The organism is Sedimentitalea nanhaiensis DSM 24252 (assembly GCF_000473225.1).
Taxonomy (GTDB): Bacteria; Pseudomonadota; Alphaproteobacteria; order Rhodobacterales; family Rhodobacteraceae; genus Sedimentitalea; species Sedimentitalea nanhaiensis.
Window position 1 is genome coordinate 2,180,849 of sequence record NZ_KI421509.1, and the last position, 24,792, is coordinate 2,205,640.

29 protein-coding genes, 1 tRNA gene, 1 rRNA gene and 3 other annotated features are annotated in these 24,792 nt (G+C 56.9%); of the genes, 13 read left to right on the top strand and 18 right to left on the bottom strand.

Annotation, left to right across the window (positions count from 1 at the left end; translation table 11 throughout):
- Positions 1 to 14: 14 nt before the first annotated feature.
- Both NANH_RS28560 and NANH_RS26165 read right to left on the bottom strand, forming a co-directional pair.
- The gene (locus NANH_RS28560; RefSeq protein WP_139236594.1) at positions 15 to 320 is read right to left on the bottom strand and encodes a hypothetical protein; all 306 of its coding nucleotides are present in this window, start codon (positions 318 to 320) and stop codon (positions 15 to 17) included.
- Between the two features lie 50 nt (positions 321 to 370).
- Positions 371 to 1,153, bottom strand: a complete 783-nt coding sequence (locus NANH_RS26165; protein WP_139236596.1) for a restriction endonuclease subunit S — start codon at positions 1,151 to 1,153, stop codon at positions 371 to 373.
- Between the two features lie 239 nt (positions 1,154 to 1,392).
- Here NANH_RS26165 and NANH_RS0112505 point away from each other — a divergent pair, with 239 nt between their 5' ends.
- On the top strand, positions 1,393 to 2,301 hold the full coding sequence (locus NANH_RS0112505) for an ArdC family protein (RefSeq protein WP_027262339.1): 909 nt from the start codon (positions 1,393 to 1,395) through the stop codon (positions 2,299 to 2,301).
- Positions 2,302 to 2,371: 70 nt separating this feature from the next.
- Here NANH_RS0112505 and NANH_RS28565 read toward each other — a convergent pair whose 3' ends face one another.
- The gene (locus NANH_RS28565) at positions 2,372 to 2,761 is read right to left on the bottom strand and encodes a hypothetical protein (protein WP_139236598.1); all 390 of its coding nucleotides are present in this window, start codon (positions 2,759 to 2,761) and stop codon (positions 2,372 to 2,374) included.
- Positions 2,762 to 2,916: 155 nt separating this feature from the next.
- Entirely contained in the window at positions 2,917 to 3,096 is a 180-nt protein-coding gene (locus NANH_RS0112510) for a hypothetical protein (protein WP_027262340.1), read from the bottom strand.
- 524 nt (positions 3,097 to 3,620) lie between these two features.
- On the opposite strand from NANH_RS0112510, the gene NANH_RS0112515 reads away from it, so the two are divergent.
- Together NANH_RS0112515 and NANH_RS0112520 are read left to right on the top strand one after the other, a co-directional pair.
- On the top strand, positions 3,621 to 3,857 hold the full coding sequence (locus NANH_RS0112515) for a hypothetical protein (protein WP_027262341.1): 237 nt from the start codon (positions 3,621 to 3,623) through the stop codon (positions 3,855 to 3,857).
- A complete protein-coding gene (locus tag NANH_RS0112520) occupies positions 3,854 to 4,291 on the top strand; it encodes a hypothetical protein (RefSeq protein ID WP_027262342.1) in 438 nt (145 codons plus the stop codon). Before NANH_RS0112515 ends, NANH_RS0112520 begins: the two co-directional genes overlap by 4 nt.
- A gap of 38 nt (positions 4,292 to 4,329) precedes the next feature.
- Here the strand turns inward: NANH_RS0112520 and NANH_RS28570 are convergent, their stop codons facing one another.
- The 7 genes from NANH_RS28570 to NANH_RS0112555 form a co-directional block, all read right to left on the bottom strand.
- On the bottom strand, positions 4,330 to 4,557 hold the full coding sequence (locus NANH_RS28570; RefSeq protein ID WP_139236600.1) for a hypothetical protein: 228 nt from the start codon (positions 4,555 to 4,557) through the stop codon (positions 4,330 to 4,332).
- 28 nt (positions 4,558 to 4,585) lie between these two features.
- Positions 4,586 to 5,959, bottom strand: coding sequence for a relaxase/mobilization nuclease domain-containing protein (locus NANH_RS0112530; RefSeq protein ID WP_027262343.1), 1,374 nt, complete (start codon positions 5,957 to 5,959; stop codon positions 4,586 to 4,588).
- The gene (locus NANH_RS0112535) at positions 5,956 to 6,366 is read right to left on the bottom strand and encodes a plasmid mobilization relaxosome protein MobC (protein ID WP_027262344.1); all 411 of its coding nucleotides are present in this window, start codon (positions 6,364 to 6,366) and stop codon (positions 5,956 to 5,958) included. Before NANH_RS0112535 ends, NANH_RS0112530 begins: the two co-directional genes overlap by 4 nt.
- A 204-nt stretch (positions 6,367 to 6,570) precedes the next feature.
- Complete coding sequence (locus tag NANH_RS0112540) at positions 6,571 to 6,831, bottom strand: hypothetical protein (RefSeq protein WP_027262345.1); 261 nt, start codon at positions 6,829 to 6,831, stop codon at positions 6,571 to 6,573.
- 205 nt (positions 6,832 to 7,036) lie between these two features.
- Positions 7,037 to 7,198 carry a hypothetical protein gene (locus tag NANH_RS28945; RefSeq protein ID WP_154665577.1) on the bottom strand — a complete coding sequence of 54 codons (162 nt, stop codon included), beginning with the start codon at positions 7,196 to 7,198 and terminating at the stop codon, positions 7,037 to 7,039.
- Positions 7,199 to 7,534: 336 nt separating this feature from the next.
- Positions 7,535 to 8,074: an ImmA/IrrE family metallo-endopeptidase gene (locus NANH_RS0112550; protein WP_027262346.1), complete on the bottom strand. Its 540-nt coding sequence runs from the start codon at positions 8,072 to 8,074 to the stop codon at positions 7,535 to 7,537.
- The gene (locus NANH_RS0112555; protein ID WP_027262347.1) at positions 8,071 to 8,427 is read right to left on the bottom strand and encodes a helix-turn-helix domain-containing protein; all 357 of its coding nucleotides are present in this window, start codon (positions 8,425 to 8,427) and stop codon (positions 8,071 to 8,073) included. Before NANH_RS0112555 ends, NANH_RS0112550 begins: the two co-directional genes overlap by 4 nt.
- A gap of 215 nt (positions 8,428 to 8,642) precedes the next feature.
- Between NANH_RS0112555 and NANH_RS0112560 the strand changes: the two genes are divergently transcribed.
- On the top strand, positions 8,643 to 8,930 hold the full coding sequence (locus tag NANH_RS0112560; protein ID WP_027262348.1) for a hypothetical protein: 288 nt from the start codon (positions 8,643 to 8,645) through the stop codon (positions 8,928 to 8,930).
- Positions 8,931 to 9,017: 87 nt separating this feature from the next.
- Here NANH_RS0112560 and NANH_RS0112565 read toward each other — a convergent pair whose 3' ends face one another.
- From NANH_RS0112565 to NANH_RS0112580, 5 genes are all read right to left on the bottom strand, one after another.
- Positions 9,018 to 9,665 carry a hypothetical protein gene (locus NANH_RS0112565; RefSeq protein ID WP_027262349.1) on the bottom strand — a complete coding sequence of 216 codons (648 nt, stop codon included), beginning with the start codon at positions 9,663 to 9,665 and terminating at the stop codon, positions 9,018 to 9,020.
- Complete coding sequence (locus NANH_RS29815) at positions 9,610 to 10,056, bottom strand: DUF3955 domain-containing protein (protein ID WP_074920776.1); 447 nt, start codon at positions 10,054 to 10,056, stop codon at positions 9,610 to 9,612. Before NANH_RS29815 ends, NANH_RS0112565 begins: the two co-directional genes overlap by 56 nt.
- 125 nt (positions 10,057 to 10,181) lie before the next feature.
- Positions 10,182 to 10,658 (bottom strand): hypothetical protein, encoded by a 477-nt coding sequence (locus NANH_RS0112570; protein WP_175543437.1) that lies wholly within the window; start codon positions 10,656 to 10,658, stop codon positions 10,182 to 10,184.
- Positions 10,659 to 10,702: 44 nt separating this feature from the next.
- Positions 10,703 to 11,473: a hypothetical protein gene (locus NANH_RS0112575; protein WP_027262351.1), complete on the bottom strand. Its 771-nt coding sequence runs from the start codon at positions 11,471 to 11,473 to the stop codon at positions 10,703 to 10,705.
- Positions 11,474 to 11,517: 44 nt separating this feature from the next.
- Positions 11,518 to 12,033: a DUF805 domain-containing protein gene (locus NANH_RS0112580; protein ID WP_027262352.1), complete on the bottom strand. Its 516-nt coding sequence runs from the start codon at positions 12,031 to 12,033 to the stop codon at positions 11,518 to 11,520.
- Between the two features lie 351 nt (positions 12,034 to 12,384).
- On the opposite strand from NANH_RS0112580, the gene NANH_RS28580 reads away from it, so the two are divergent.
- The 9 genes from NANH_RS28580 (at position 12,385) to NANH_RS26185 (ending at position 22,195) form a co-directional block, all read left to right on the top strand.
- Entirely contained in the window at positions 12,385 to 12,552 is a 168-nt protein-coding gene (locus NANH_RS28580; RefSeq protein WP_154665578.1) for a hypothetical protein, read from the top strand.
- Between the two features lie 511 nt (positions 12,553 to 13,063).
- Positions 13,064 to 13,414 carry a thermonuclease family protein gene (locus NANH_RS27965; protein WP_245601453.1) on the top strand — a complete coding sequence of 117 codons (351 nt, stop codon included), beginning with the start codon at positions 13,064 to 13,066 and terminating at the stop codon, positions 13,412 to 13,414.
- Between the two features lie 490 nt (positions 13,415 to 13,904).
- Positions 13,905 to 14,912, top strand: a complete 1,008-nt coding sequence (locus tag NANH_RS0112595) for an IS5 family transposase (protein ID WP_027260401.1) — start codon at positions 13,905 to 13,907, stop codon at positions 14,910 to 14,912.
- Positions 14,913 to 15,352: 440 nt separating this feature from the next.
- Positions 15,353 to 16,552: a site-specific integrase gene (locus NANH_RS0112600; protein WP_027262353.1), complete on the top strand. Its 1,200-nt coding sequence runs from the start codon at positions 15,353 to 15,355 to the stop codon at positions 16,550 to 16,552.
- Between the two features lie 190 nt (positions 16,553 to 16,742).
- Positions 16,743 to 16,979, top strand: coding sequence for a helix-turn-helix domain-containing protein (locus NANH_RS26180; RefSeq protein ID WP_027262354.1), 237 nt, complete (start codon positions 16,743 to 16,745; stop codon positions 16,977 to 16,979).
- Positions 16,980 to 17,101: 122 nt separating this feature from the next.
- Positions 17,102 to 17,320, top strand: a complete 219-nt coding sequence (locus NANH_RS0112610; RefSeq protein ID WP_027262355.1) for a hypothetical protein — start codon at positions 17,102 to 17,104, stop codon at positions 17,318 to 17,320.
- A 176-nt stretch (positions 17,321 to 17,496) separates the two neighbouring features.
- Positions 17,497 to 18,645 (top strand): hypothetical protein, encoded by a 1,149-nt coding sequence (locus tag NANH_RS0112615; RefSeq protein WP_027262356.1) that lies wholly within the window; start codon positions 17,497 to 17,499, stop codon positions 18,643 to 18,645.
- 242 nt (positions 18,646 to 18,887) lie between these two features.
- Positions 18,888 to 19,856: an AAA family ATPase gene (locus NANH_RS0112620; RefSeq protein ID WP_211237093.1), complete on the top strand. Its 969-nt coding sequence runs from the start codon at positions 18,888 to 18,890 to the stop codon at positions 19,854 to 19,856.
- 8 nt (positions 19,857 to 19,864) lie between these two features.
- Positions 19,865 to 22,195 carry a S8 family peptidase gene (locus tag NANH_RS26185; RefSeq protein WP_036049819.1) on the top strand — a complete coding sequence of 777 codons (2,331 nt, stop codon included), beginning with the start codon at positions 19,865 to 19,867 and terminating at the stop codon, positions 22,193 to 22,195.
- Positions 22,196 to 22,490: 295 nt separating this feature from the next.
- On the opposite strand, the gene NANH_RS0112630 is transcribed toward NANH_RS26185, so the two are convergent.
- Positions 22,491 to 22,567: transfer RNA gene (locus tag NANH_RS0112630), tRNA-Met, on the bottom strand.
- A gap of 69 nt (positions 22,568 to 22,636) precedes the next feature.
- Positions 22,637 to 22,751 (bottom strand): 5S ribosomal RNA (gene rrf / locus NANH_RS0112635).
- Positions 22,752 to 22,852: 101 nt separating this feature from the next.
- Positions 22,853 to 23,707: a sequence feature (23S ribosomal RNA rRNA prediction is too short), on the bottom strand.
- 1 nt (position 23,708) lies between these two features.
- Positions 23,709 to 24,333: a sequence feature (23S ribosomal RNA rRNA prediction is too short), on the bottom strand.
- A 125-nt stretch (positions 24,334 to 24,458) separates the two neighbouring features.
- Positions 24,459 to 24,792: a sequence feature (23S ribosomal RNA rRNA prediction is too short), on the bottom strand.

Below are 24,792 nucleotides of genomic sequence, written 5' to 3' on the forward strand. Positions count from 1 at the left end.
CCCCAAGTTTTTTCTCAAATCAATCCACAGGGCGGGTTGAACTGCTCGCGGAGCTGACGCTCAATCAGCGAGCGATTGTGCGCGTCTGCATAGATCGCCGCGACTGAAAGCTCCGCGTGACCTTGCCCGCGCCAACAGGGTGCACGGTTATGGTTCGAGACCCTTTCCCGAATGTTCTGCGACTCGCCCACATCCACTACGCTCCAAGTGGACGCCGCACTGCGCCGCCCAAGGATCACGTAGACGCCCGAGCGTGCCTCTAAGTTGTTTTCATTGCCGAAAGGACCTTCGGCGTGGTAACTTCCAATATTAATGGACATTATTCACCTCATGAGTTTGTCCGTTGCACTTTGCCCGCTTCCGACCAAGGTCAGCGGGCGACCTTATGCCCAGCTTCATTGCCGTGAAGCTGGGCGTTTTGCACCTGCCGGAGCAGAACGCATCTCGTAAATTCTCTCTTCTTATCAGCCAGTTCGCGAAGCAGACCCTCTTCGCGCGCCGATAGCCTGTCGATCTCCACGACTAAGCGCTGAATATTCAAGGGGGGTATGTTGACAGGAACCTTCTCAAGCCCGTCACGCGGGATCATGCGGAGCTTTGTCCCTCGCGCGCGACTGTCCAGATGCCTTTGAGCTTCGGGCTGATTGATTGTCCAAGCGATGTATTCAGGAAGGACCTCATCGCCTTTCGGGCGGATCACTATGACAGGCAGAAGAGCCACGACCATTTCCTGCGGCTCCCCCACGGCGATGCTGGCCGTGTTTTTCTCACCCCGAGAGCGGAAAAGAATGTCTCCAGGCCGAACGCCGTAACGCTCCAGCTTGCCCTCAAGTCGATACTTCTCAACGGACTCTAAGGACACCTCGTCATCGCGCAGGTCGCGCAACTGAATAGCGGGAACGCCAAACACCTCATCCTCAATAAGGCTTGAGCGCGCCGTATAGCCGCTCTGAATGTCGCAGACATCCGCCAAAGTGGTATTTTTTTGTCTGTAGATCATGCCACAGATATACAACCCAACCCAAGCGCTGTCAAGTAGAATTTTTGCAGTAGGCCATTCTACTGTAATTTTGGTGTTAAGCGCACCCTTCGGGTCGGGCTGTCGTGAACCGAGCCTGAAGTCTCGGCCATGCGGCTTCCATCCCTTGCGCATCTATGGCCAGCCGTTAGCGGCTGACACTTCTTCCTTTCGTTTGGGGCCTTGCAGGCCCGTCCTCCGTCAAGACCAAGCCCTTCGCTTGAGGCTACGGGCGAAAGTCATGGCCGTGGCTCGCCTTCGGCTGCGCCCGCACCCCTCCATGCCTTTCGGTCTGGACGGCCGTCCCCCCGCTCATTGGCGCGGGCCTAGTCCGGTTGCATGCGCAACCGAGCTTTGAAGGAAGGAAAAAGCCAATGAGACAAGATATTTATCAGAAAGTAACAGACAAGATCATTGCCGATCTGGAGCAAGGCGAGTTGTCATGGCTCAAGCCTTGGAACAGCGGAAACCTTGAGGGAAAGATCACCAAGCCCTTGCGGCACAATGGCGTGCCCTACAATGGAATCAACATCCTGATGCTATGGGGAGCCGCCGTTGAGGCGGGTTATCTCTCGCCTTTCTGGATGACGTTCAAACAGGCGAAGGAGCTTGGCGCACACGTCAAAAAGGGCGAGCGCGGCAATCTGGTTGTCTATGCGAACACGATCACCAAAACCGAAGAGCAGGACGATGGATCAGAGGAAGAGCGGAAAATCCCCTTCATGAAGGGCTACAGCGTGTTCAATGTCGAGCAGATCGAAGGGTTGCCCGAGCACTACTATGCTAAGCCCGAGCCGATCATTGACCCCGCCTTGCGGATCACCCACGCCGAAGAATTCTTCGTCAACACAGACGCTGATATCCGCCATGGCGGAAACCGGGCATACTACAGCGGCGGCAGCGATCATGTGCAGATGCCGCACTTCGAGACGTTCAAGAGCCCCGAAAGCTACTATGCAACGCTCGCACACGAGCTAACCCATTGGACGAAGCACAAGAGCCGCCTTGATCGCGAATTCGGGCGGAAGACATGGGGCGATGAAGGTTACGCACGCGAAGAGTTGGTCGCCGAGCTTGGCGCGGCGTTCCTTTGCGCCGATCTGGAATTGACGCCCGAGCCAGGCACCGATCATGCTGCCTACATTCAAAGCTGGCTCAAGGTCTTGAAGGAAGACAAGCGGGCGATTTTCAGCGCCGCCGCCCATGCGCAACGCGCAGCGGACTTCTTGCATGGATTGCAGCCCCTGATCGAGGAAGTGAAGACGAACGGAGTCGCCGCATAGGCGGCTCCACATCCGGAAAATTTCGCGGCTGGCCTGATGGCCAGCCGCAGCAGAAGAGTAATTTGAGAGTTTAGCGAAATACCAAATATTCTAGAATATTTGATATGACGCGAATGGGAGGGGACTTCCGCCTCCTTTCGCAGCCAGAAATTACTTTTTCACGGATTTGGGGGTGTAACTCACTGAACTTCTTTACGTCGAAATCTTTTCTCTGTTCATTAGGTAAGCTTGGAGATGCTGAAATAGCATCAAGCGTGTCGCAAGAAACTTTTAAGTTTAGCGCTGGATTGATTAGGTGAGACGCAAAATCATAAAGCTTTTCAAAGCTTTGCTTATAACACATTCCCGGACGATCATTACCGTACTCATATAGCTCGATAGACTGCTTCGCAATCACACAGTCAATGCCGCAATAATTTCTTGGGCGCTGGATATACGAAGGCGCAAGAAAGTAGGACATATTTATCCTTCTCCCAACTCCCGGCATAAGAAAGTGAATGCCAATATACGTTCGTACTGCAAATATTCTTAAACTCATTCAATACTATATCATATTAGCAGAGTGATCTCTACTAATCTAGAAATAGCGGCCAGCCTCATGACCGACCGCGTGAGTTAGAGCTTCGGCGTGCGAGCCGCCAGCTCACCTTCGATGTTGCGCATACTCTGAAGAGCATCGCGGCGCTCTTGGCTTCCGCGCGGAGCAGCGGCGAAGGCATTGAAGGCTTCTGCCAGAAGTCCGTGCAATTCTGCCGTGCTGCGGGATGCCGCTTCAAATCGTGAGACGAGTTTCATCGTATCCTCCTTTGTTTCAAGGAGGCCCCGAACCGCTCAGGGCCTTTCGGCCCGCGCACACACAATCATCGGCCAGTGAAGGCGCTGATGGGTCGGGAGACGGTCTTGGAACTATGGAGAGATGCGCATGAAGCGTGGCGTCATCGGTTTGAAGAGGATCACCGCGAAGGCGGTATTGATACGGCTTGATGGCAGCAGGCTTCAGAGGCGTTTGCCCGCCCGCGTACGATGCCAGCGGCGCATTGCTCCAGATGCGGATTATCGAAAATGAGTGTCGAGCGACGTACTTTGACGAGCGCGGCTAGGTCAGGTCTGGCCGCTTACTTCACCTCTGTCTGTCTCCATTGCGTCGAAGTGGCTTGCACTGATTGCCCTTAAATCCCTGGCCGAATGCGGCTCAGCCTTCAATGTCCTGCCCGCACCACCTGGCCTCGCCAGCCGTGTTGAACATGAACCCTGATCCTTTGCCTTCGCCCGCACGGGAGGGCGTTAGCAAGCCAACTTACAAAGCAAAGGAGAAGACCATGGCACGCGAAAAAACGAACCAAAACCTGCCCTTGAACGCGCCCGATTATCTGGCGTGGCACGTCACCCAGAAGGGCAAGAAATCCTACTGGAACAAAGTCGGAGCCGCTTGGCAGCACAAAGACGGACGAGGCCTTACGCTCCAACTCGAAACCTGCCCGATCAATGGCCGCATCGTCCTACGCCTCCCGCTGGAGGATGCTCCCGAAAACACAAACGACGCGGGGCGCTCATGAACGCCCCCATCGAACCCCAAGAGCACCGCGTCGATCCTTCGCGCCTGGCTTCTGGAACATGGTGCCATACGCGAAACCGACAAATCGGAGAAGGCGATATCGCGGCGTCCTACAGCGCCGATAAGATCGCGCAAGGAAAGATCAGAAAACCCTTCTTTTGGAAAAACTGCCTATGGGTTTGCACGGGCACAAACAGCAAATCCGCCGAAGCATATCGCCTCGTGCCTGAGCGCTTCTTTGATGGCGAGCTCACGACCTACAATGAGGTCGCGATGCTTCCCTTCGAACAGCGTATCAAACCCGAAGGTTTCTACCACGGCATGCGTGTTCGTCATGGCAAGCAGGACTGCGTACTTGTCGGACCGAAAGCGCTCTTATTGCCGAAAGAAGAGAGCGAAACGCTCAAACAGGCCGATTTATTCGACGCGCTCTAGAAAAAAGCGCCGCTGAAACATGTGGCGCTTTCTACGAGCTAACCTGGTCTGTTGTCCTCATCATCATACCAATCATCGCGGTGCGCCGATGGCTTGAACTTCGGCACAAGTACATCAGGCTTTTTCAAGCGTGCATGAGCCAGCCTGATTGTGAGGCGGAGGGTATCTTCCGCCTTCAACCTGAAATGCTCGCGCAGATCATTGAGAAGATGAGCGTGTTTCTCATCCAAGTTCAGCATGAAGGTTTGTCGTAGTTCTTGTCGCATGGGCGACCTCCTTTCTACTGGTTAAAGTTTATCGGCCCCGATCAGGCCCCCGGTCTCGCGGGCGCTGACGTTGGCGTTCGCGCTGACGATCCTCAGCGCGGCGGCGTTCCGTTCGTTTGGTCTCTTGGGATCGCGCATCCGCACGGGTCGTCGGGTACTGGGGCTCGATCTTCGGGACTTTGCCCTGTTTCATGAGCATGTAGTTCGCGATCTCCTGGCGTAGCGCCATGAGTTCCTTAATCCGCTCTTCGCGCATGGCACGAATGGCCTGCTGCAAGCGCTGGCGTTCATCGAGTTGCCGCGCAATCATCTTGTCGCGCTCGACCTGATCACGCTTAAGCGCCTGCCAGGCATCATGCTCGTTCTGGGCTTTCAGCTTCGAATATCGGCCAGTGAGCTGACTCCACCACTTGCCAACGCCTTTATTTGGGAGACGCGAGGCGCGCGCAGCGGCTTCACGGGTTTCGCGCTGGTTTTGAAGTTCAGCCATCCCCGTACGTTCGATGCGATGGCGTTCCACCATTTGCGTACGGCGAAACTCAATAGATGGACGGGCACGCTTGTACCCTTCTTCGATCTCGGCGCGTTGACGGCGCAAGCCGTCCGCCATCAGCGCGGCAACATGCTGCCGTTGCTCATCAACCTTTGGAAGTTCTGTGGCGTTCGCGAAGCGGGCATTGACGTCTTTGGCCTTCACGCCCGCCCAGCGAGACAAGGAGAACGCTTCACCGCGATAGTCCACGGCAACCACGCCGCGACGATCCCCTTGCGCCAGATAGTAGCCGCGCTGCTCCAGGGCGGACTTGAGGCTTTCCGCAGAATCCGAACGCTCCCAAGTATCCTTGAACATTGCCTTGACCATACGGGGGTCTAGCTTGGCACGCGCCGCTTGTTGCCACTCGGCGCGGGAGAAGGTGAGCGGATTGCGATTCTCACGATTCACCATCCCCTTGGGCATCTCCCAGCCATGGCGAAGATACAGCTCACGCGAAACTTCCATGAGCTTCACCTTCGTGAAAGACATCTGCTTTGCCGTCATGGAATCGGTATCGATGCGGCTCCAAACGGCATGGGCGTGACGACGCCCTTCTTTTTCGTGGAAAACGACGGCACGCGGCTGACCATCAAGGCCGAGATTCTGTTCGGCCATTTCGATGGCGGTCTCGAAGGTCTGCGTATTGACGTGAACGCCCTCTGGAGGGTTCAGGCTGAGGGAGAATAGATGCTGTTTGCAGCGCGTGCCCTTCGAGATCGCTTCGGCTTCGGCGAGCGCCTCATGCAGATCATCCTCGCTCATGAAACCGCGAAGATCGTGCAACTCAACATGCTCGTTATCACGGACATTCATCAGATGCTTCGAAAGCTCGCGGGCATTGCCACGTTGGGAACCCTTGAGGATCATGGCTGACCTCCATTCCCGAGCGCTCGGAGAAGTTCAACACGCATCTTGGCGACTTCATCGCAAGCCTTGCGCAGTTCTTCTTCAAGTTCAGGCGAAACAGGCATCGCGCCCGTATTGGCGGCGCGTGCAAGCTGGTTCAGGTTCTGGGACAGGCGCGATCCTCCCAGCGTGCCGAGGACACGCCCCAACGCCTCGTGATCCTTCACGGGATTTGTGTTTCGACGGCGCACCTTCTCCAACGGCTCGTCAAAAAGCTTGGCCTTGATGTAGGCACCAAGCGGCACGCCGTTCGCGGCTTCCAGCAGCGCGGCTTTCTCGTCAAAGCTCAATCGAAGCGAGAATGGCGCTTCTCGCTTCTTGACTGGCTTCCCAGCTACTTTGTTGAAATCACGTTCCGAAATGCTCATCACCGCACCCCGGATCGTTGTCCTGAGTTACGGTGTTGGAAGGCAGATCACAGGTCTGGAGAATAGTTTCCCATTCTTGCAGGATGGCAAAGAGAGAGTTCGAACTTTCTCCCTCTAGCTGCACCACTCACCCCACAAAAACAAGCACTTACGGGACCGGCGGCGGGTTAATCCCTCGTTACCCCAACGTTACCCGGAGGTGATTCACGGCACCTCGCCCCAGTCAGGGTCGATGTGACAGCCGCTGCCGCCGTCCGCCTCTACCATGATGCCGCTGTGGCCGCCCCCAGCCTCCATCACGGCGTCAGCGATTGCCCAGCGGAGGTCGGGCACGAATAGGCCGGGCCGGACGGTCACCGTGTAGCAGGCCCCGGCATTTGAATCGCACCAGATGGTTTCGAGGCGGCGCGCCATCAGCTCGGGCATCGCGTCGATGATCCGGCGCATGGTGTCCAGCTCCGCCATGACCGCCCACCGGCTCTCAATCTGGACGCCCCGGTAGCGGAAGCCCGAGACCGGGGCCTTGGGTCCGGCGTCGGCACGGTCAATGTCATACTGGCGCTGGGTCAGCTCAGCCGCCTCCGGCGGAAGGTTCGGTGTATTCTACCATGTTGCCCCCCTGTGAAATGTCGTGCCCCGCGAGCACCGCCGCAGGGCACGACGATGGCCGTCACTTCTTCTTGATGGTCTCCACCACATGGGTGGACTTGCGTTGCGTGGCCTTCTTGACCGTGGTGAAGCGGCCAGTTTTGGCGCTGCGGCCAACTTTGAACGATTTCGATTTCATCTGTTCTGCTTTCATTAGTGCATTGAGGGTGGGAGGCGCGCTCATCGCGCCTCCCGTTGATCTGGGTGGGGTGTCTATTCCGGGATCAGAATAGGCCACGCCCGCAGGCCGAACGCTTTCGCGTAAAGCCGGGTGCCGGTCTTCGGGCACGTCCGCCAAGGGCGGAAGACATACCGGTATCCCGGCGGAGGGGGTGTGTGACGCTTGGTCATTACACTCTCCACTTCGGGGCGTATCTTGCCTTTTGACCCAGATTGCGCTATGTGCAGTCCTGCTTAGGAGACTGATTTGCGCTTCCGGGAGGCTCTGCATCGTCAAGCCCCTGATGCACGATGAAGAAATCTGCGAGGAGGCTCGGGCGCCAACCTGAGCCTTCTTTCGTTAGAGCCTCCCGTGCTTGTGGAGGTAGCGCAACCGGTTGCGCGCCGCCTCCCACGAGACGCCGAAGCGCTGGATCAGGTCATCCTCATCGTCCAGAGCGTCAATGAAGCACTCCGGCATCAGGAACTCTGCAGCGAACTGGTTCGCCTGCGGCTCGGCCAAGCGGAAGGACGGGGTGCCGTCCCCTCTCCGCGCCCGGGCAAGCGGGATATTGGTGTGCATCGCCCAGTGGCCCAGTTCGTGGGCGGCGGTAAACCGGGGGCGGCCCTCGCCCGCACACACGCCGGTATAAACGTCCTCCCGAAGCATTATGAAATCCCCGTTGGGACAGGTGTAGCCCTCGGCCCGGCCCATTTCCTGCTTGCTTCCGACCTCGAAACGCACGAGGCCAAGGCGTTGGTCCAGCACCCGCTCGATGATCTCAATGACGGGAACTCTGGGCTCCTCCGCCAGCCCGAGCTTGTGGCGGAGGTTGTCCGCGATGCCGCCGATCTCCGCCCAGCGGCGCGGCGGAACAATGAAGTCATTCGTCTCAGTCATTTCGCGTCCTTCTTGCTGAGGATTTGGAAGATGCTGTTGAGCTCATCCTCGGACAGCGAGTTCATCCGGCGGGCCATCAGCCCTGCGGTGTCCCTCGCCAAGAGGCTGTCGGCCTCCAGAGTGAAGTTTTTGCGTGATCTGTCGGCAGCCCGGCGGAGAGATGCTGCGGCATCCTCCGCCAGCCTGTAGGCCCGGATCACAAGCTCAACGAAGCCTTCGGGCGGGGTCTTGGTGCCCCGCTCTACGGCGGAGATGAACGCGGAAGACTTCTCAAGCCTTGCGGCCATATCCAACAGTCGTTCATCCTCATCAATTCGCAGTTTCCGCAGCTCCTTCCCAATTTCTGTGGTCATGGTTGGTCTCCTAGTGGTTCGACACCCAATATGTGGTGTCCGCGCGGGCCTGTCAACCTTGCTGGTTAATTTTTCCTCCCTGAGAGGTTAACAGGCCAGCCGTCGCATTAATCCCCGCTGATTCAGTGCCCGATTGGCGCGACCGACACAGGGCGCGCGACATGAGACTTCTCCAACCATTGGCCGATGGGGCCGGATGGAAAAGGATAAGATCAATGAATATCGAACAAGCAATCGGCATCACCGTTCAGGAGAGGCTCGAACGGCACTACGAGACGGAAGGCGAGCAGGCCAACCCCGAGTTCTACCGCATCGCCCTCGAACTGGATCATCTTGAGGCCCTGTCCGACGAGGGATGGTGGGCAGACTGGGGCGGGTGCATGTATGCGGAGACCATCATCCGCGACTTCGGGCCGCTCGTCGCTGAGGCTGCGAAGGTCTGTGAGATCGGAGGGGAGTGGATCGACGGAACAAAGTCGGTTCTGTCCACTGTCAGCAGCTAACTCGATTGGCAGGCGCATTGCGCATCCAGCGACGATGAAATCGCGGTGCGTCTCATCACAGATATAGCGACTGCCGTAAAAGCTCTTTCAGCGCACCTCGCAACTGACCCCGAATGACAGCGACAGCGAAACCGGCGGGCCGACAGGCTTGTCCTTCGTCCCCTCCTCTGTCTCGACCACCTTCACGAAGTTGGCCACCCGGGTCATCAGGTCCCGCAGGCTGTGGGGCTGCACGTCGCGGACGACAAGCGCACCCTCCTGCCGCACAACGTCGCCATCAAGCTCGGACACGTCGAGCCTGACGGCCCGGACCAGCCGCCCCATCTGCTGGTAGACTGGCAGCCCGGCGGCCATCATCGCGGCCTCCGCCGCGTCCTGTGTCTCGTGCAGCCGGTTCTCCGACATTTCCACGCGGGTCCGCCCGTCCTCGCACCCGGACATGCCGAGCCAGAGCCGGAAACGCTTGCCGACAGCCTCGGGCAGGCCCAGCATCTCGACCACGCGCGGGATGCCCGTTGCGGCCTCGCCTGTCTCGACCTTGGCGGCGGTCTGGCCCGCCTTGCGGCGCTTGCCCGCCTCCTCGTCGCCTGCGGCCTCGGCCACCGCTACAATGCACCTGTCCGCCTCGTTCGGCCCGAGGCCCGCCGCCAGCAGCGCGCCCGCCAGCGCCATGCAGAAGTCATCGCGCGAGCCCTGCGCAGGGTAGAAGCGCGCCACCACTGACAGGAACGCCAAAAGGCCCGCCCGCTGGTGGATAGCCTCGCACGAAAACCAGTTCTGGATCCGGCTCGCTGATCCCACCGCTCGGCGCCGGGTCACTGCAACCGGCGAGCATGCCGACACTGAGCAACAAGCCGCAAGCGCTCAGAGAGCTTGCACGGGTGCCTGTGGAAGTAAGCGGCACGGATCGAGACGCGGAGGACCCGATTTGCGTAAGCTGGGTCTTCATTTGGGGATCCTCCAATTCTCGATGATTCTGGCAACGAGCGCGCCCATCAATGCACCCCTCCGCAACCCCTCCGGCCAGGACGAAAAACCAGCCAAGGGCCAGCAAGTGGAAAGGTTCCTGCAGGATGTCGTTCTCGTCGACATAGGAGCTCTGGGCCGCGTAGCCCGCCCAGGGCACAAGACCCCAAGCACAGCACCGCGAGGGAGATGAACGTCAGCTTGCTCACGTCCGTTTGCTCCGTTCGCCGCCGCGCGGGGCGGTGCAAAACGCTTGGGGGCGGCGGGCCGGGTTTTTCACGCAGGCTACTCCCATTCCGCGTCCGTCGTGCGCCATTGCTTCTCCTCCGAATCCCATGTGCTGGCGGTCACACAAGGCGTCGGGTTGATATCGCCGCATTGCGAGCCGTGAACATCCGCCAGAAGGACCCTATTCGGCCCGAGATCGGCAAGACCCCATCCCTGGTTCAACAGGGAATGGAGGACATCTTCCACGAGGAAATGCGACATGCATCCACCCGTACCGCAATAAAGCGATGCGGCCGCCGAACAGGAGAACCCGCGCTCGTTCAGCACCCAGTCGTGGTACAGATCGCCATCCAGATCGACCCGGTCAACGGCCCCCCATTCGAGGTGGAAGGCGCCATTGTCCAACTCGGTGCAAGCCTGGCGGGCGGCCTCGATCTTTTCCTGTAGCTGTATGGGGAGTTCGGAAATATCGGCGGACCATGCCGGCGTGATCAGAGCGAGCCAGGATGCGGCCAAGGCCGCGAGAAATCTCAAGGCTTTGGCTGCCCTCCATTGTGGTTTCTCGTCACGCCGAAGCATCAGTTGCACTTCTCATATTGGTAGTCCCCGTATTCTAGCCAATCCCTGCCTCCATCGCTGAACACGAGCGTTTCCGATCGATCCTCGCCAAGGAGTGCGACGACGAACCCCTTCGGTGCTTCCGCATTGCCAAAGAAACTGTAGGCCGTCATGGCCCGCGTCACCTCGCCATTCACTGTGAGCAAGGCATCCCACTCGCCATCTGGAGTGTCGAGTATAACATATTCAATCTGGCGCTTGACGGCTCCGCCACCGCAATAGACCGCTCCCTCCGGAGGCTCGTAGTTCGCAGTCTCCTGTTCCGCTCCGCTACAGGCAGATCTCAGCGACTTGATGGCCGCGCTCGACCCTGTCAGGTCGAAGATGCCGTATGTGACATCCTGATCGATCCTGGAAAGATTAACCGAGGCATTTGCCGCCAACTGATCCAGCACGAAGTCGTAGTCCTGCGCGCTGTTGAACGAGATCTCGACCGGGAAATTGTCGACAATCCGCACGATGGCGTTGTCCTGTCCGACCTGGAAGGCACCTGTTTCGGTTGTTCCGTCCTTCATGAAACGAATTGACAAACCCTGTTTGGCTGCGATGTCTTCGCTGTCTTCATATCCAGCCGGCGCGAAGCGGATCCGGTTGCATTGAAGCTCCAGCGTCGAATCGTTGGACTGAATGAACGCATTTGCCGTCGGGCCGTCTACGAAGCTCCACTCGGCGAGGGCTGGCGTGGCGATGATGCTAACCAGCGCAAATCCCGATAATATCTTGTACTTCATTTGAATTCCCTCTCCTTCATCGACAGATCAATCTGGCACGTCACTCACGCCACCGGCGGGCCATAGGCGTTGTCCCCCTCCTGCGACGGCCGGGTCAGCCACCAGATCATCATGACCGACAGGACCAGTTGCAGCCCCCAGACCACGATCATTCCGGTCAGGCCCAAGAAGGCCGCTGGTCCACGGAGGGCGTCCGGGTCGTCTACGCCGCCTTCCAGAACCGAGAAGACCGCGACACCGCTCAAGAGCGCAACCATTGTCGCGACCCCTAACGCCATTGGCAGGAGCAGGTACCATCCCGGGCGCCCGGTATCGTGCAAACGGCGCCACCCGGCGGCGAGCATTGGCAAGAGTACTGCGAGTTGGAATCCGGCGTTCAGGATATTGGTGCTCTCGCCGGTTTCCGGGTCGGTCCCGAAGATCGCCTGGTCGAGAATCGAAAACACGATGCTGCACAATATGACGAAGAGCACGAACCACCAGTATTCCGAACGTGTCGCTCGTCCGGAAAAGACGACGTATTTCGAAAAGCAGACCCTGATCGATTGCACGAACCCCATGGCGAAAACTCCCCCATCCGTGGATGTTTTGCATGACATACTGTCATCACATAGAAGGATCCGACGCAGGTCAAGCCGCCAGACCGGGTATCCGCGGCCAGCTGACGACGCTTAATTCGGGGAGGACTTCCGATGCCTATGAAACGAAATGCATGGGCCGCCCTTGTTATCATTGTGGCAGGAGCCGCGTTCTGGGCCGGCTCTGAGATCCAAAGAGCGGCCTATCATGACCGGTGCCTTGATCTGGGCGGAGGCCGGAACCCCGGCAACCACCCGATATGCGTGATCGATGGCGCAAGGGCACCTCTTCAGCTCGGCCCGATCGTGATATCGGCGCAGGAGGTTGGCCGCATGAAACACGCACTCAAACTCTCTCACCCAAAATGCGGCGAACCGGACATGAGCCATGTCTATCGTGATGCCGATGGCGCGCCGGTTCTGGTGGCCATGGGGCTAACCATCACCTTCGACCGCCAAGGCCGCGCCGGAGAACGTATCATCAGGATAGAAACACAATAATTGATCGTCAGCATCGTCAGTACTGTCAGCAAACCAAGCCCATAAAGCCCTGCCCGCTGACGATGCTGACGATCAAATTTGGAGTTTCATACTGCGAGTATGATATGCGTTTTCCCCAAGCGAGAAAGCCACTTATGACCAGCACTCTAGATAGCTGGCCTTAATCCTTCGGGCCGGGATTAAAGCGATTTTGCAAAAATACTTTGGGCAATCTTTGTCCTATTCGAACGATCTTTGACCAATAAATATCGCGTTTGCACTATACTTTAATCACAGCTACAATTTAAACGTGTAGTAGCAGCGCCCTACTTAACGAGGCGTGCTTAGTTGTCGGTGGCGTATGCTCAAGTATATTTTTCGCATGTTGTTTCGCGGTCGAAAGCCGACGGAACCGGTACAAGAACCAGAATTTAAACCCATTCGGACGCCTGCGGTGCGCCGTAGACGCGTTGTTGAACCTAAACGGCCATCAATTCAGCCGACAAGCAAGTCCCTCAAGGGGAAGTGCTATGTGATAGACGGCGATACGATTGTTATAAGTGGTACAAAGATACGAATTGCCGGAATTGATGCACCGGAACTGGATCACCCATGGGGGAAAAAGTCAAAATTTGCGGTAATAAAGATGTGCAAAGGCGAAGTTGTGACCGCTGAAATCAGCGAAGACATTTCTTACGACCGCGTCGTTGCAAAATGCTTTCTGCCTGATGGTACAGACATTGCCGCCGAATTGGTCAAGCAGGGGTTGGCTTTGGATTGGCCCAAATATTCGGGTGGGGTATATCGACAGTTTGAACCTGACGGAATTAGAAAAAAGTTGTGGCGTGCTGCCGCGCGACAACGCGGAAAGATGAACCCTTAGCCAAGCATCGTTCTCTCATGGACCCGAGCGCTCCCGCCGCAGGCTATGATGTCTCATAAGGAATAAGAAACTTGTCATAATAGCAAGTTTTCATACCGAACATCAAAGCCCTTCCATTCGGACCTGCCGCTTGCCGCTCTTGGCGGGAAGGTCTGTTGTCAGCCCGAAGTGGACTCGACCCACGTTCAGCTCAGCCTTCTCTGCTCCAACAGGTCGAGCGGAATCCGGACATTCGCTGCAGCTGCGGAGTGATCATGGCTACGCTGCGAAACCGGACGCTCGCATATGCGCAGTGCTGCCGTTGGACTGGGATGCAACGAATGTTGGATCCCCGCCCTAGCTACTTCGATCTGTTCCGCCCTGGACGCGACCGCGTTGCGGTTCGCCGACCCCGCTTGTCTTGTCGCTTACATAGACCTCTGCATGATGAGAGGATTCCCATGGTTTGTTTCGTTTGGTATGGTTTTGGAGAAGTTTCCGGGGGATTTTGATGGATCTGTTCTTGCGAGAAGCGACGGATCGGATCGGGGCAGAAGATGCTCTGGCCAAGATTGATGCGTTGATGGATTGGCGGTCGTTTTCACCCATCCTCAAGCGTGGTCTTGGGCGATCCGGGTTCGGCCCACGAGGGTATGATGCACTGGTCCTGTTCAAGTGCCTGTTGATTGGTCAATGGCACGGTCTTAGCGACCCGAAGCTGGAACGCGCACTGAAGGTTCGTCTGGATTTCATGATCTTTTGCGGGCCTGATCTGCATGCTGCNGTACCGGATGAGACGACCCATTGCCGCTTTCGCAACGCTTTGGTGAAGGGCGGTGTTTATGACGACCTTCTGGCCGAAGTCTGCCGCCAGATCGAAGATCACGGGCTGAAACTCAAGGAGGCTGAGGCCGCGATTATCGACGCGACTTTGGTAGAAAGCGCAGCGCGGCCCCGTACGCATATAGACGCCCCTGAAGATCGTGCCGAGGGCGAGGCATCGGATGATCCGCAGATGCATTTCAGCGCCGATCCCGATGCACGTTGGGTGAAGAAGGGCTCGAAAAGCACGCTTGGTTACAAAGCCTTCGCCCGCACCGACGAGGAAGGCTTTGTCGATCGTATTCACACCAAGCCCGCCAACTGCGCCGAAAGCCCGGAGTTTGGGCACATGATTGAAGGCGCAAAGGCCCAGCGTGTGCTTGCGGACAAGGCCTACGCATCCAGGGCCAACCGTGCCATCCTACGCGGCCAACACCGCGACGGGATCATGAGGAAGGCTGCTCGTAATCGCCCGCTGCGGGCCTCCGAAAAGCGCTTCAACAAAATGATCTCCAAACGCCGGTTTCGGGTGGAGCAATGTTTCGGAACCATGAAGCGCCTCTTTGGGCTGCACCGCGCCCGCTACTTTGGCGTCGACAAAACCCATGCCCAACTGGCGATGGCGGCGATCGGGCAAAACCTGCTCAAGGCTGCAAACAAGATCACCCTCAACCGGCAAACCCTCGCAATCGCATAACCGAACCCCTCAAACGCTCTGTGTCCGCTGAAAAATCAGCGGACCAAAACGAGTGAGCACAGTCCTGAAACCACAAAAAAATGACCCGTTACGCAGACGTCTTTTACATGAGCTTCCGTTTGGTATCTCTCCCGTAGCACCAGCGTAGCACTGTGCTGTGAAGCGGAAACGCGCAAAGCGCCCTGTTGGGCGCTAGCGTGTTGATATACTGTAATATTTTGGTTGCGGGAGTAGGATTTGAACCTACGACCTTCAGGTTATGAGATAGCATCCGGTGAGTTGCACGGGGTACGCCGTTTTGCGCCCACCTACCCTATCTTATTGTTTTTGCTTATCTATTATTGACGGCGACTACGCTCAATTCCTACATCATGCTCTGTGGATTGCTTCCAGTTGCTTCCACAGTGCTTCCACGAGAGATTTCAAAGGTAGGAAAAATCATGGCGAAACTGACTAAACGTACCGTCGATGCATTGCGCCCAAAGTCGCGGGATTACTTTGTCTGGGACAGTCAGATTGCCGGGTTCGGGCTGCGCGTAATGCCGTCGGGGGCCAAGACCTATCAGGCGCAGTATCGCAAGGGTGGACGCACCCGGCGGGTGTCGCTGGGACGGCATGGCAAGATCACTGTGGACGAAGCCCGCAAGCTAGCCAAGGATGTCATGGGCCAAGTCGCCATGGGCGAGAACCCCGCCGAGGACATCTCGCAGCACCGCAAGGCCCCGACCGTTGCCGCCCTGTGCGAGCGGTTCTTTGAAAGCCATGTCATGGAACGCTGCAAACCAACGACACAGCGCGAATACCGCCGCGCGATTGATCTGTTCATCAACCCGGCCATGGGCAGCTTCAAGGTGGTGGATGTGGAACGCAAGGACATCGCCGAACTGCATCACAGGTTCCGCGACAAGCCCTATCAGGCCAACCGCACACTTGGCGTCCTGTCCAAGATGTTCAACTTGGCTGAAATCTGGGGCTTGCGGCCTGACGGGTCCAACCCTTGCCGCCATGTCCCGAAGTATCGTGAAATGAAACGGGAACGCTATCTGTCGCGCACGGAATTGCAGAGACTTGGGCAGGTGTTGTCGGATGTGGAACGCGATGGCAGCGAAACGCCCTATATTGTCGCGGCGTTTCGGTTGCTGATCCTGACCGGGTGTCGCCTTGGCGAGATCCAGACATTGAAATGGGACTACATCACACCGGATGGCATGGAACTTCCCGACACCAAGACTGGAGCGCGCCGCATCCCGTTGCCACAGGCGGCGCGGGCGGTCCTGTCTGCCCTGCCCCACAGTCCCGGCAATCCTTATGTGATCGCGGGGAAACTGGAGGGTCGCCATGCCACGGACTTTCAGCACCCTTGGCGGCGCATACGGGACCGCGCCGGGTTGCCCAATGTACGCATTCACGACCTCCGCCATACCTATGCCTCCAATGCGGTGTCATCCGGTATGCCCATTCAGATGGTCGGGCGATTGCTAGGGCATACTCAAATCCAGACAACCATGCGGTATGCCCACTTGGCCGATGATCCGGTGCGCCGCGCCGCAGAGGAAAACGCAAGTGCATTGAATTCCATCATAGGTAACGAAATGCCCGACCATCCGAAGTTACGAATAGTAACGAACCTCGTTTCATAGTGATTCGTTGCTGCGCCTCAGCCCTCTGGAAATCCCGAAAATTCTCCCTCTCGCCCTGAAACGGCCTCCATCTTGGCGTCACCGGGTAATGAAAGGTAATGGAATGTAATGAAAGGTAACACGATTTCACATTTCGTAAGTCATTGAATTTCCAACATACTAGGGAGGTCAGAAATTGAGGTAACGCAACATGCAATCACAAACCGCCGAACAACCCGCTCCCAACGATTACCTTGACGGGTTCATTGACGAAACCAACGCCGCCGATTTTCTGTGCCAGAGCGTGCGCACGATCCAGAAATGGCGCGTCATCGGATTTGGCCCGAAGTTCTACAAATCTGGCCGGTCGATCCGCTATCGCCGCCGTGACCTTTTGGCATGGGGCGAAACCCGCCGCCGCGCCAACACCAGCTCCGAAGCTGCCTGAGTTTTGCCCGCGCGGGGCTGGCAGCGCCGGGCGGGATTTTGGGGCCGGAAGGCTTCAACCGGGGGTGCAGGCGAAACTGTCCTGCACCCTCTCAACAAACACCACATCAAGAGAATATCGACATGGCAAACCAACCTGCACATAAATTCAAGATCGGCCTCATCACGGCAACCGTCTGGGCGAATGACGGCTTCTATTCGGTCGATCTGTCCCGGTCCTACAAAACCGATACCGGCGATTGGAAGAACACCGGCAGCTTCCATCATTCGGACCTGCTCAATCTCGCAAAATGCGCGGAGCGCGCCGAAATCTGGATCGGTCGTCAGATCAATGCGAAGTAATGACAACGCCGGGCCAAGGCCCGGCCCCAAAACCAATGCTGCCCCGCCGGAGGCGCATGTTTCCTCAGATACCCGCAATGGAAACTTCATTCACATCGGCACGGCGATACAGGCCGTGATGGAGGGGGGTCTTGTAACACCCCCCTCCACGAATACGAAATCGAAGGCCAGCGTAAATGAACGTGGACATCCTGCATTCGGGCTTTGATGGTCTGAAATTCACCCTTCAAACCGATATCCCCAAGCCCTTGCGAGACGAACTGGCCAGCGCCAAGGCGCATGCGTTTGACAGCAACGCGGATTGCACCGTTGATATCGGCGGCCTGCCCCTGACGGTGCGCAAGGCGGGCGGATCGGGCTTCACCGCCCATACCGGAAATCATGGCGCAATCTGGCTGTTCCAAGACCCCGAAAACCGTATTCCGAACAATCCCGGCATCACCGTCGATTTCCGCGCCTTCGGGCTGGCCACAGGCGGATTGCAGGGGGCCGAGGATCACTTTCGCAACTGCATGGCCGCTTGGGACATTCCCTACGTCGAAACCCAGCTGCGCGTGACCCGCGCCGATTTTGCCGTCGATCTGCTGGCCCCATGGTTTGAACCGGATCGGACTGCCTTGGTCGTTCCCCCCGGCACCAAGGTGACAGAATACACCGGCGTCGATGAAACCGCGACCATGGCCAGCGGCGCGCGCGTCACCGGGTTGCGCGCCGGGGCCGTCGCCAACCGTCAAATCGCGATCTATGACAAACGCACCGAGGTGATCCAGCAAGGCAAGGCGGGCTGGCTGACGATCTGGAACGCGGCCCGCGCCGCAGACGGCAAATCGCCGCTCGACCTGACCGACCGCGATCAAAGCCAGGTCTGGCGGTTCGAGATGCGGTTAGGCAGCAAGCAACTGCGCAACCGGTTCGACATGCGCAGTTGGCAAGACCTGAACGACATGATCGGAGACGCCTTCACCGACGCCCTGACCCGCATTCGCTACTGCCAACCCACCGCCGACCGCAACCGCGCCCGCTGGCCAACCCACGAGCTGTGGCGGCTGGTCGAATGCGCAATCGGCAACGACCTGCTGCAAAACTGCTGCGGTGTCCTGCCCAGCGACATCAAGCAAGCCAACCGCACCGAGAAGATGCGCGAAATAGACCGCCAACTGCTCGGCCTGTTCGTCACCCGCGCCGCAATTTCAGACGTGCCAAGCGACGGGTTTCATGACTTCATGGACCAGCATACCGCCGCGTTGCAACAGTATTGCGACGAACACCCTGTCCCGTTGGATGAGCGGATCGGGAAGGCACAAGCAAGGTATCGGTGGGCGTGAGGCGGGCAGAAGGGGCGGAGAGCAGACCTTCGCTGCCTCAGCCAAAACCTTGAATCGGAACGAGAAAACCGGACGTTCGCCGTGAGGTCTCGAACTGTTTTGTCGCACCTCCAACCCACCCCGGCATCGTGCCATTTCCACCCAGCGTCCTTCACATCAAGCGTCGAAATCGGTAGCGCTCGTCGTAATATTTCGCTACGGTTTCACGAAAAACAGGTGGTTGCATGGCACGCGGAGAACTGATGAAGAAGCTGTTGTCGAGCTACGGGCGCGACGACGACTTCCGTGCTGTGGTTGAACAGATCATCGCCGAAGAAGAAAACAAGAATAACCGCGTTTTGGCAAAGTCGCTGCGCAAAACATTGGATGGTCTAACGACGCGCCCGCAGGCCAAGGGCCTTTCCCCTTTGTTGCCGTTCCCGGACGAGGCAGGAGATTTCATCCAGCGGATTGAACCAGTTCATACGCCCAACGACATCATCCTGACACACGAAAACATCGAGTTGTTCACCGGGCTTCTGGACGAATTCCGAAAATCTGAAACGATCAAGCGGCACGGGCTGCCGGTGCGGTCCAAGCTGTTGTTCTGTGGGCCGCCGGGAACGGGAAAAACACTGTGTGCAGAGGTTTTTGCAGGACAGCTCGGATTGCCTTTTTTCTACGTCAAACTTGATAGTCTGATTTCATCCTTTCTTGGCGAGACAGCCACCAATATTCGCAAAACCTTCGAGTTCGCGCGCCGTCAGCCGTGCGTCTTGTTCTTTGATGAATTTGACGCGATCGCCCGGTCGCGGGAAGAAGGCAATGATCACAGCGAGCTTCGCCGCGTGGTCAACAGCCTTCTGATCTTCATAGACCAGATCCAGCCGGGCGGCTTTATGATTGCAGCAACCAACTTGGACGCTCATCTTGATCCCGCTATCTGGCGGCGCTTCGATGAGGTCGTCTGGTTCGATCATCCCGATGAAGCAATGGTGCGCAGATACCTTGCCAATGCGCTGAAAAATACTGAAACGGAATTCGAAGCAGAGGATTTTGTTCAGAGCCTTGCGGATTATTCCTATGCCGAGCTGGAAAAAATCTGCAACCAGGCCAAGAAAATTTCTCTTCTTGATCGCCGAAAAAGCATTTCCAAGAAAGACTTTCGCGATGCCATTCGTTACGCTGAACGCCGCAGGATGCGACTAAGAAAATTATCGAACAACCAGTGAGGCCATAGTTGGCACAATACGATCATCTGCAACTGGTCAGAGCGAAGGAACCTTTTACCCGCAGAAAAGGCGGCAGGCCTCCTCCGGTACCGAAGCCGGGAAAAGGTCATGGCGGGCAGATACGGCGCGAAACCGATGATGCCGTCGCGCGACAACGCGCTATTCGCCCCCCCCAATTTGTCGATCCATCCCTGATCCTGAAGGTCCATATGCACGGACTTGCCATGGAAGGCGACTGGGAACAGCTTGGGCTGACCCTGTTAAATACAGATGATGACAACAATATCGTTCTGTTTTCCTCGACTGATGAATTGACAGACTTTCGCAGTCGGCTCGATGCCTATGAAGGGCCAACGCCTGCCGGTCAAAAAAATCCGAGCTACTCCGGCTTCATCAACCGCATAGGCAGTGTAAGCACATTGGAGCCGCGCGACCGGCTCGGTATCAGGATCAAAGAGTCCGGTTTTACCGAGGTCTCTGATTTTCAAGACGGGCAAGAGTACGTGCTTGATATCGAACTTTGGGAATTCGGATCACAAGCGGCGCGGCGCAGGAAAGCAGAAGAAATCATCGCATTTGTCGAGGAGCAGGGCGGTGAGGTGTATGACCACTATTCCGGGCCCTCGATCACGATGATCCGCGTCAAGGCTCCTGGGCAGGCAATCAGGCCGGTCTTCTCAGTGCCTGAAGTAGCGTTCATTGACCTCACGCCCGAACCGGATATCGAGGCCAATCAGATCGTGCAGTTTGCACTGGATGATGTGCCGCCCGTCGCGCCGCTCGATCCCGATCTTCCACTCATTGCGGTGCTGGATACAGGTGTCAACGATCATCCGTTTTTGGCGGATGCGATTGTCGCGCGGGAGGCATTTCCGAATGAGCTCGGGCAGTCAGATGTTGCCGGGCACGGTACGGCTGTTGCCGGTGTTGCAGCGCTTGGTGATGTAAGGGCTCAGCTCGCCGGAGCATCCCTGCAACGTGTGGCGAGGATAATTTCTGCGAAGGTGGTTACCGACGACAGCAAGTTTTTTGATCGCCGAACGCTCCCGACCCAGATGAGGCAAACGATCCAAAACCTGCATGCAAACTATGGCTGCCGGATTTTTGTTATTTCTCTGGGAGATACGAAGGCGAACTTTGAGCAGGGGCGTGTCGGCCCTTGGGCCGTGACACTCGATGAGCTGGCGCGTGAGCTGAACATCCTGATTTTTGTATCAGCGGGAAATCGGTATCCTCGTGGTGGCACGTCGGTTGAACAGGGCGTGACCCAGTATCCGAACTATCTGCTCGAAGTCGCGAACCGGGTATGTGAACCCGCTGGGGGCGCGAATATCGTGACGGTTGGTGCATTGGCACATTCCAACGGCACTGGTCCACAGCATGAGTTTGATGCGCATATTCAGCCCATTACCGAGCAAGACGAACCTGCGCCCTTCACACGCACCGGGCCAGGTGCCGGAGGTCTGACCAAACCGGATTTCGTCGACTATGGCGGGACAATGGTTTTCGACGCCGTGGCGCGGCGTTTGCAGAAAGCCCCGCATCTGCCAACGGCAGGTCTTATTACGACAAATCATGATTTTTTACGACAGTTGCTTACCAGCAAGAGCGGCACCTCCTTCGCCGCGCCGATGTTAGCGAACAGAGCTGCGCAGTTAGTCAGGCGCTTCCCTGATGCTTCAGCCAATCTGATCAAGGCACTTTTGGCGAACTCGGCGACTGTTCCAGAGGCTTCCACTCAGCGGCTGGCGGGTTTTGATGCGCGTGACCAGTCCAGAGTCCACGGAAATGGCCTTGTCGATACCTTACGCGCGGCCTTCTCAGACGATCACAGGGTCGTCTACTTTGCCGAAGATAATCTGGAGATGGACCATTTCGCAGTCTATCGGGTACCGATACCGGATGAGTTCCAGACGGGTGGGAAACGAACTATTCGAGTTTCTCTGGCATATGATCCACCGGTGAAAAGAACCCGCGCCGAGTATACCGGTACGCGTATGAATTTCCGGCTCATTCGGGGATGCCCGGTCGATCACGTTTTCGAACACTTTCGCTCGCGCGTGGGAGAGGGGACCGTTCCACCGGAGATGGCGGGAAAATACGATTGTGATCTGGTGCCCAAGAAGAACGCTCGCGACAAAAATACAATCCAGAGTGCCTCGATCTCGTTTACCGCCGACACAACCCAATATGGCGAAGAGTATCATCTGGTAGTGCGTTGCGTAGGTGGCTGGGCTATGGATCAGGAGATCCGACAAAACTTCGCGCTGGTTGTCGAGCTGGAGCACCAAGCTCAGGTGCAGCTCTATGCAAGGCTACGGCCAAGATTGCGGATCTGAAAACCCCACTTTTCCTACGGATTGCTGCGCGTCAATCTGTCGCCTGCAGACTGACGAACGTCAGCTTCGTGATAGCTGCGCTGCAGCGAAATTCGCGCTCACCGAACGGCCGGAATGGGCCGTTCGCGGTTGTGGTTGCACTGGTTCTGGATGTGTTGATCTGGCTTGTGTGTTGCGCTTGCGTCACACATCCGAACCGCGTCCGTTTGCTTCCACAGTGCTTCCAGTGGTGTTTTGGGAACGCGCGCGGCCACCCGGAGGTGGCTTCTAGCGTATTGATAATACTGTATTATTTTGGTTGCGGGAGTAGGATTTGAACCTACGACCTTCAGGTTATGAGCCTGACGAGCTACCGGGCTGCTCCATCCCGCGCCAAATGCCTCACGGGTTCGTATTGAGTGAGGCGTCATCGTTAGAGAGATACGACAGAGGGCTTTTTAGGTTTGGCAGTGACCTACTCTCCCACGCCTTCAGACGCAGTACCATCGGCGCTACAGTGCTTAACGATCGGGTTCGGGATGGGACCGGGTGTTTCACTTGCGCTATGACCACCAAACCGAAAAAGCCCTCTGTGTTCCAAGTCTTGTACGCTGTGTTTGTGTATGCTTTTGATTTATCTGGTAAAAGTCTGTCTTTTACTGGATCAAATCAAGCCTATCGAGCAATTAGTACCAGTCAACTGAATGCATTGCTGCACTTACATCTCTGGCCTATCGACGTGGTGGTCTACCACGGCTCTCAGGGATACCTTGTTTTGAGGGGGGCTTCCCGCTTAGATGCCTTCAGCGGTTATCCTGTCCGATCGTAGCTACCCAGCACTGCTATTGGCATAACAACTGGTCCACCAGTGGATCGTTCACCCCGGTCCTCTCGTACTAGGGGCAACTCCTCTCAAGTATCCTACACCCACGGCAGATAGGGACCGAACTGTCTCACGACGTTCTAAACCCAGCTCACGTACCTCTTTAAACGGCGAACAGCCGTACCCTTGGGACCTGCTCCAGCCCCAGGATGAGATGAGCCGACATCGAGGTGCCAAACACTGCCGTCGATATGGACTCTTGGGCAGTATCAGCCTGTTATCCCCGGCGTACCTTTTATCCGTTGAGCGATGGCCCTTCCACTCGGGACCACCGGATCACTATGGCCGTCTTTCGACTCTGCTCGACTTGTCAGTCTTGCAGTCAGGCTGGCTTCTGCCATTGCACTCAACGAGCGATTTCCGACCGCTCTGAGCCAACCTTCGCGCGCCTCCGTTACGCTTTAGGAGGCGACCGCCCCAGTCAAACTACCCGCCACGCAGGGTCCCGGATCCGGATAACGGACCGCGGTTAGACATCAAGAGTGCGAAGGGTGGTATCTCAAGGGTGGCTCCACAAGAACTAGCGTTCCTGCTTCAAAGCCTACCACCTATCCTGCACATCACAATCCTGATGCCAGTGCGAAGCTGTAGTAAAGGTGCACGGGGTCTTTCCGTCTAACCGCGGGAAACCTGCATCTTGACAGGTAATTCAATTTCGCTGAGTCTATGTTGGAGACAGCGGGGAAGTCGTTACGCCATTCGTGCAGGTCGGAACTTACCCGACAAGGAATTTCGCTACCTTAGGACCGTTATAGTTACGGCCGCCGTTTACCTGGGCTTCAATTCAAGGCTCTCACCTCTCCTTTTAACCTTCAGGCACCGGGCAGGCGTCAGACCCTATACGTCGTCTTGCGACTTCGCAGAGCCCTGTGTTTTTAATAAACAGTCGCCACCCCCTGGTTTGTGCCCCCAGCCAATACTTACGTAGAAACTGGGCCTCCTTCTCGCGAACTTACGGAGGTATTTTGCCGAGTTCCTTCAACATAGTTCTCTCAAGCGCCTTGGTATTCTCTACCAGTCCACCTGTGTCGGTTTAGGGTACGATCTCACGGAGGGCTATTTCCAGGAACTGATCAGCGGCCTGCCCAATCCGATAAGGGCAAACAACCTTCACAATCCGTCACATCCTCCTGGCCCAGGAATATTAACCTGGTTCCCATCGACTACGCCTTTCGGCCTCGCCTTAGGGGTGCATAACTTCGTATAGCATACATTATACGAAGTTATGTGACTGGAGTTCGCGAGAGTGTCTCTCACACTCTTTGTCGCTACTCATGTCATCATTCTCGCTAGTGATCTCTCCACCGGATGGCTCACGCCCCGGCTTCATCGAAAGCTCCTTGTGTCCAATCCTTCCGAAGAAGGTAAGGACACATGGAACTATGTCACACTACGCTCTGCTACCATGCCTTACGGCATCCTCAGCTTCGGCTCATGGCTTGAGCCCCGTTACATCTTCGCCGCAGGACAACTTGATTAGACCAGTGAGCTGTTACGCTATCTTTAAAGGATGGCTGCTTCTAAGCCAACCTCCTGGTTGTTTTGGTCGTCCCACCTGCTTTCCCACTTAGCCATGAATTAGGGGCCTTAGCTGGAGGTCAGGGTTGTTTCCCTCTTCACTACGGACGTTAGCATCCGCAGTGTGTCTGCCATCTAGTACTCCTCGGTATTCGGAGTTTGGTTAGGATCAGTAAGCCTGTGGGGCCCCATTACCCATCCAGTGCTCTACCCCCGA

Coding starts and splice junctions, on each gene's coding strand:
- NANH_RS28560 (WP_139236594.1), bottom strand. CDS start 320: ATGTCCATTAATATTGGAAGTTACCACGCCGAAGGTCCTTTCGGCAAT.
- NANH_RS26165 (WP_139236596.1), bottom strand. CDS start 1,153: ATGCGCAAGGGATGGAAGCCGCATGGCCGAGACTTCAGGCTCGGTTCA.
- NANH_RS0112505 (WP_027262339.1), top strand. CDS start 1,393: ATGAGACAAGATATTTATCAGAAAGTAACAGACAAGATCATTGCCGAT.
- NANH_RS28565 (WP_139236598.1), bottom strand. CDS start 2,761: ATGTCCTACTTTCTTGCGCCTTCGTATATCCAGCGCCCAAGAAATTAT.
- NANH_RS0112510 (WP_027262340.1), bottom strand. CDS start 3,096: ATGAAACTCGTCTCACGATTTGAAGCGGCATCCCGCAGCACGGCAGAA.
- NANH_RS0112515 (WP_027262341.1), top strand. CDS start 3,621: ATGGCACGCGAAAAAACGAACCAAAACCTGCCCTTGAACGCGCCCGAT.
- NANH_RS0112520 (WP_027262342.1), top strand. CDS start 3,854: ATGAACGCCCCCATCGAACCCCAAGAGCACCGCGTCGATCCTTCGCGC.
- NANH_RS28570 (WP_139236600.1), bottom strand. CDS start 4,557: ATGCGACAAGAACTACGACAAACCTTCATGCTGAACTTGGATGAGAAA.
- NANH_RS0112530 (WP_027262343.1), bottom strand. CDS start 5,959: ATGATCCTCAAGGGTTCCCAACGTGGCAATGCCCGCGAGCTTTCGAAG.
- NANH_RS0112535 (WP_027262344.1), bottom strand. CDS start 6,366: ATGAGCATTTCGGAACGTGATTTCAACAAAGTAGCTGGGAAGCCAGTC.
- NANH_RS0112540 (WP_027262345.1), bottom strand. CDS start 6,831: ATGGCGGAGCTGGACACCATGCGCCGGATCATCGACGCGATGCCCGAG.
- NANH_RS28945 (WP_154665577.1), bottom strand. CDS start 7,198: ATGAGCGCGCCTCCCACCCTCAATGCACTAATGAAAGCAGAACAGATG.
- NANH_RS0112550 (WP_027262346.1), bottom strand. CDS start 8,074: ATGACTGAGACGAATGACTTCATTGTTCCGCCGCGCCGCTGGGCGGAG.
- NANH_RS0112555 (WP_027262347.1), bottom strand. CDS start 8,427: ATGACCACAGAAATTGGGAAGGAGCTGCGGAAACTGCGAATTGATGAG.
- NANH_RS0112560 (WP_027262348.1), top strand. CDS start 8,643: ATGAATATCGAACAAGCAATCGGCATCACCGTTCAGGAGAGGCTCGAA.
- NANH_RS0112575 (WP_027262351.1), bottom strand. CDS start 11,473: ATGAAGTACAAGATATTATCGGGATTTGCGCTGGTTAGCATCATCGCC.
- NANH_RS0112580 (WP_027262352.1), bottom strand. CDS start 12,033: ATGGGGTTCGTGCAATCGATCAGGGTCTGCTTTTCGAAATACGTCGTC.
- NANH_RS28580 (WP_154665578.1), top strand. CDS start 12,385: ATGAAACACGCACTCAAACTCTCTCACCCAAAATGCGGCGAACCGGAC.
- NANH_RS0112600 (WP_027262353.1), top strand. CDS start 15,353: ATGGCGAAACTGACTAAACGTACCGTCGATGCATTGCGCCCAAAGTCG.
- NANH_RS26180 (WP_027262354.1), top strand. CDS start 16,743: ATGCAATCACAAACCGCCGAACAACCCGCTCCCAACGATTACCTTGAC.
- NANH_RS0112610 (WP_027262355.1), top strand. CDS start 17,102: ATGGCAAACCAACCTGCACATAAATTCAAGATCGGCCTCATCACGGCA.
- NANH_RS0112615 (WP_027262356.1), top strand. CDS start 17,497: ATGAACGTGGACATCCTGCATTCGGGCTTTGATGGTCTGAAATTCACC.
- NANH_RS0112620 (WP_211237093.1), top strand. CDS start 18,888: ATGAAGAAGCTGTTGTCGAGCTACGGGCGCGACGACGACTTCCGTGCT.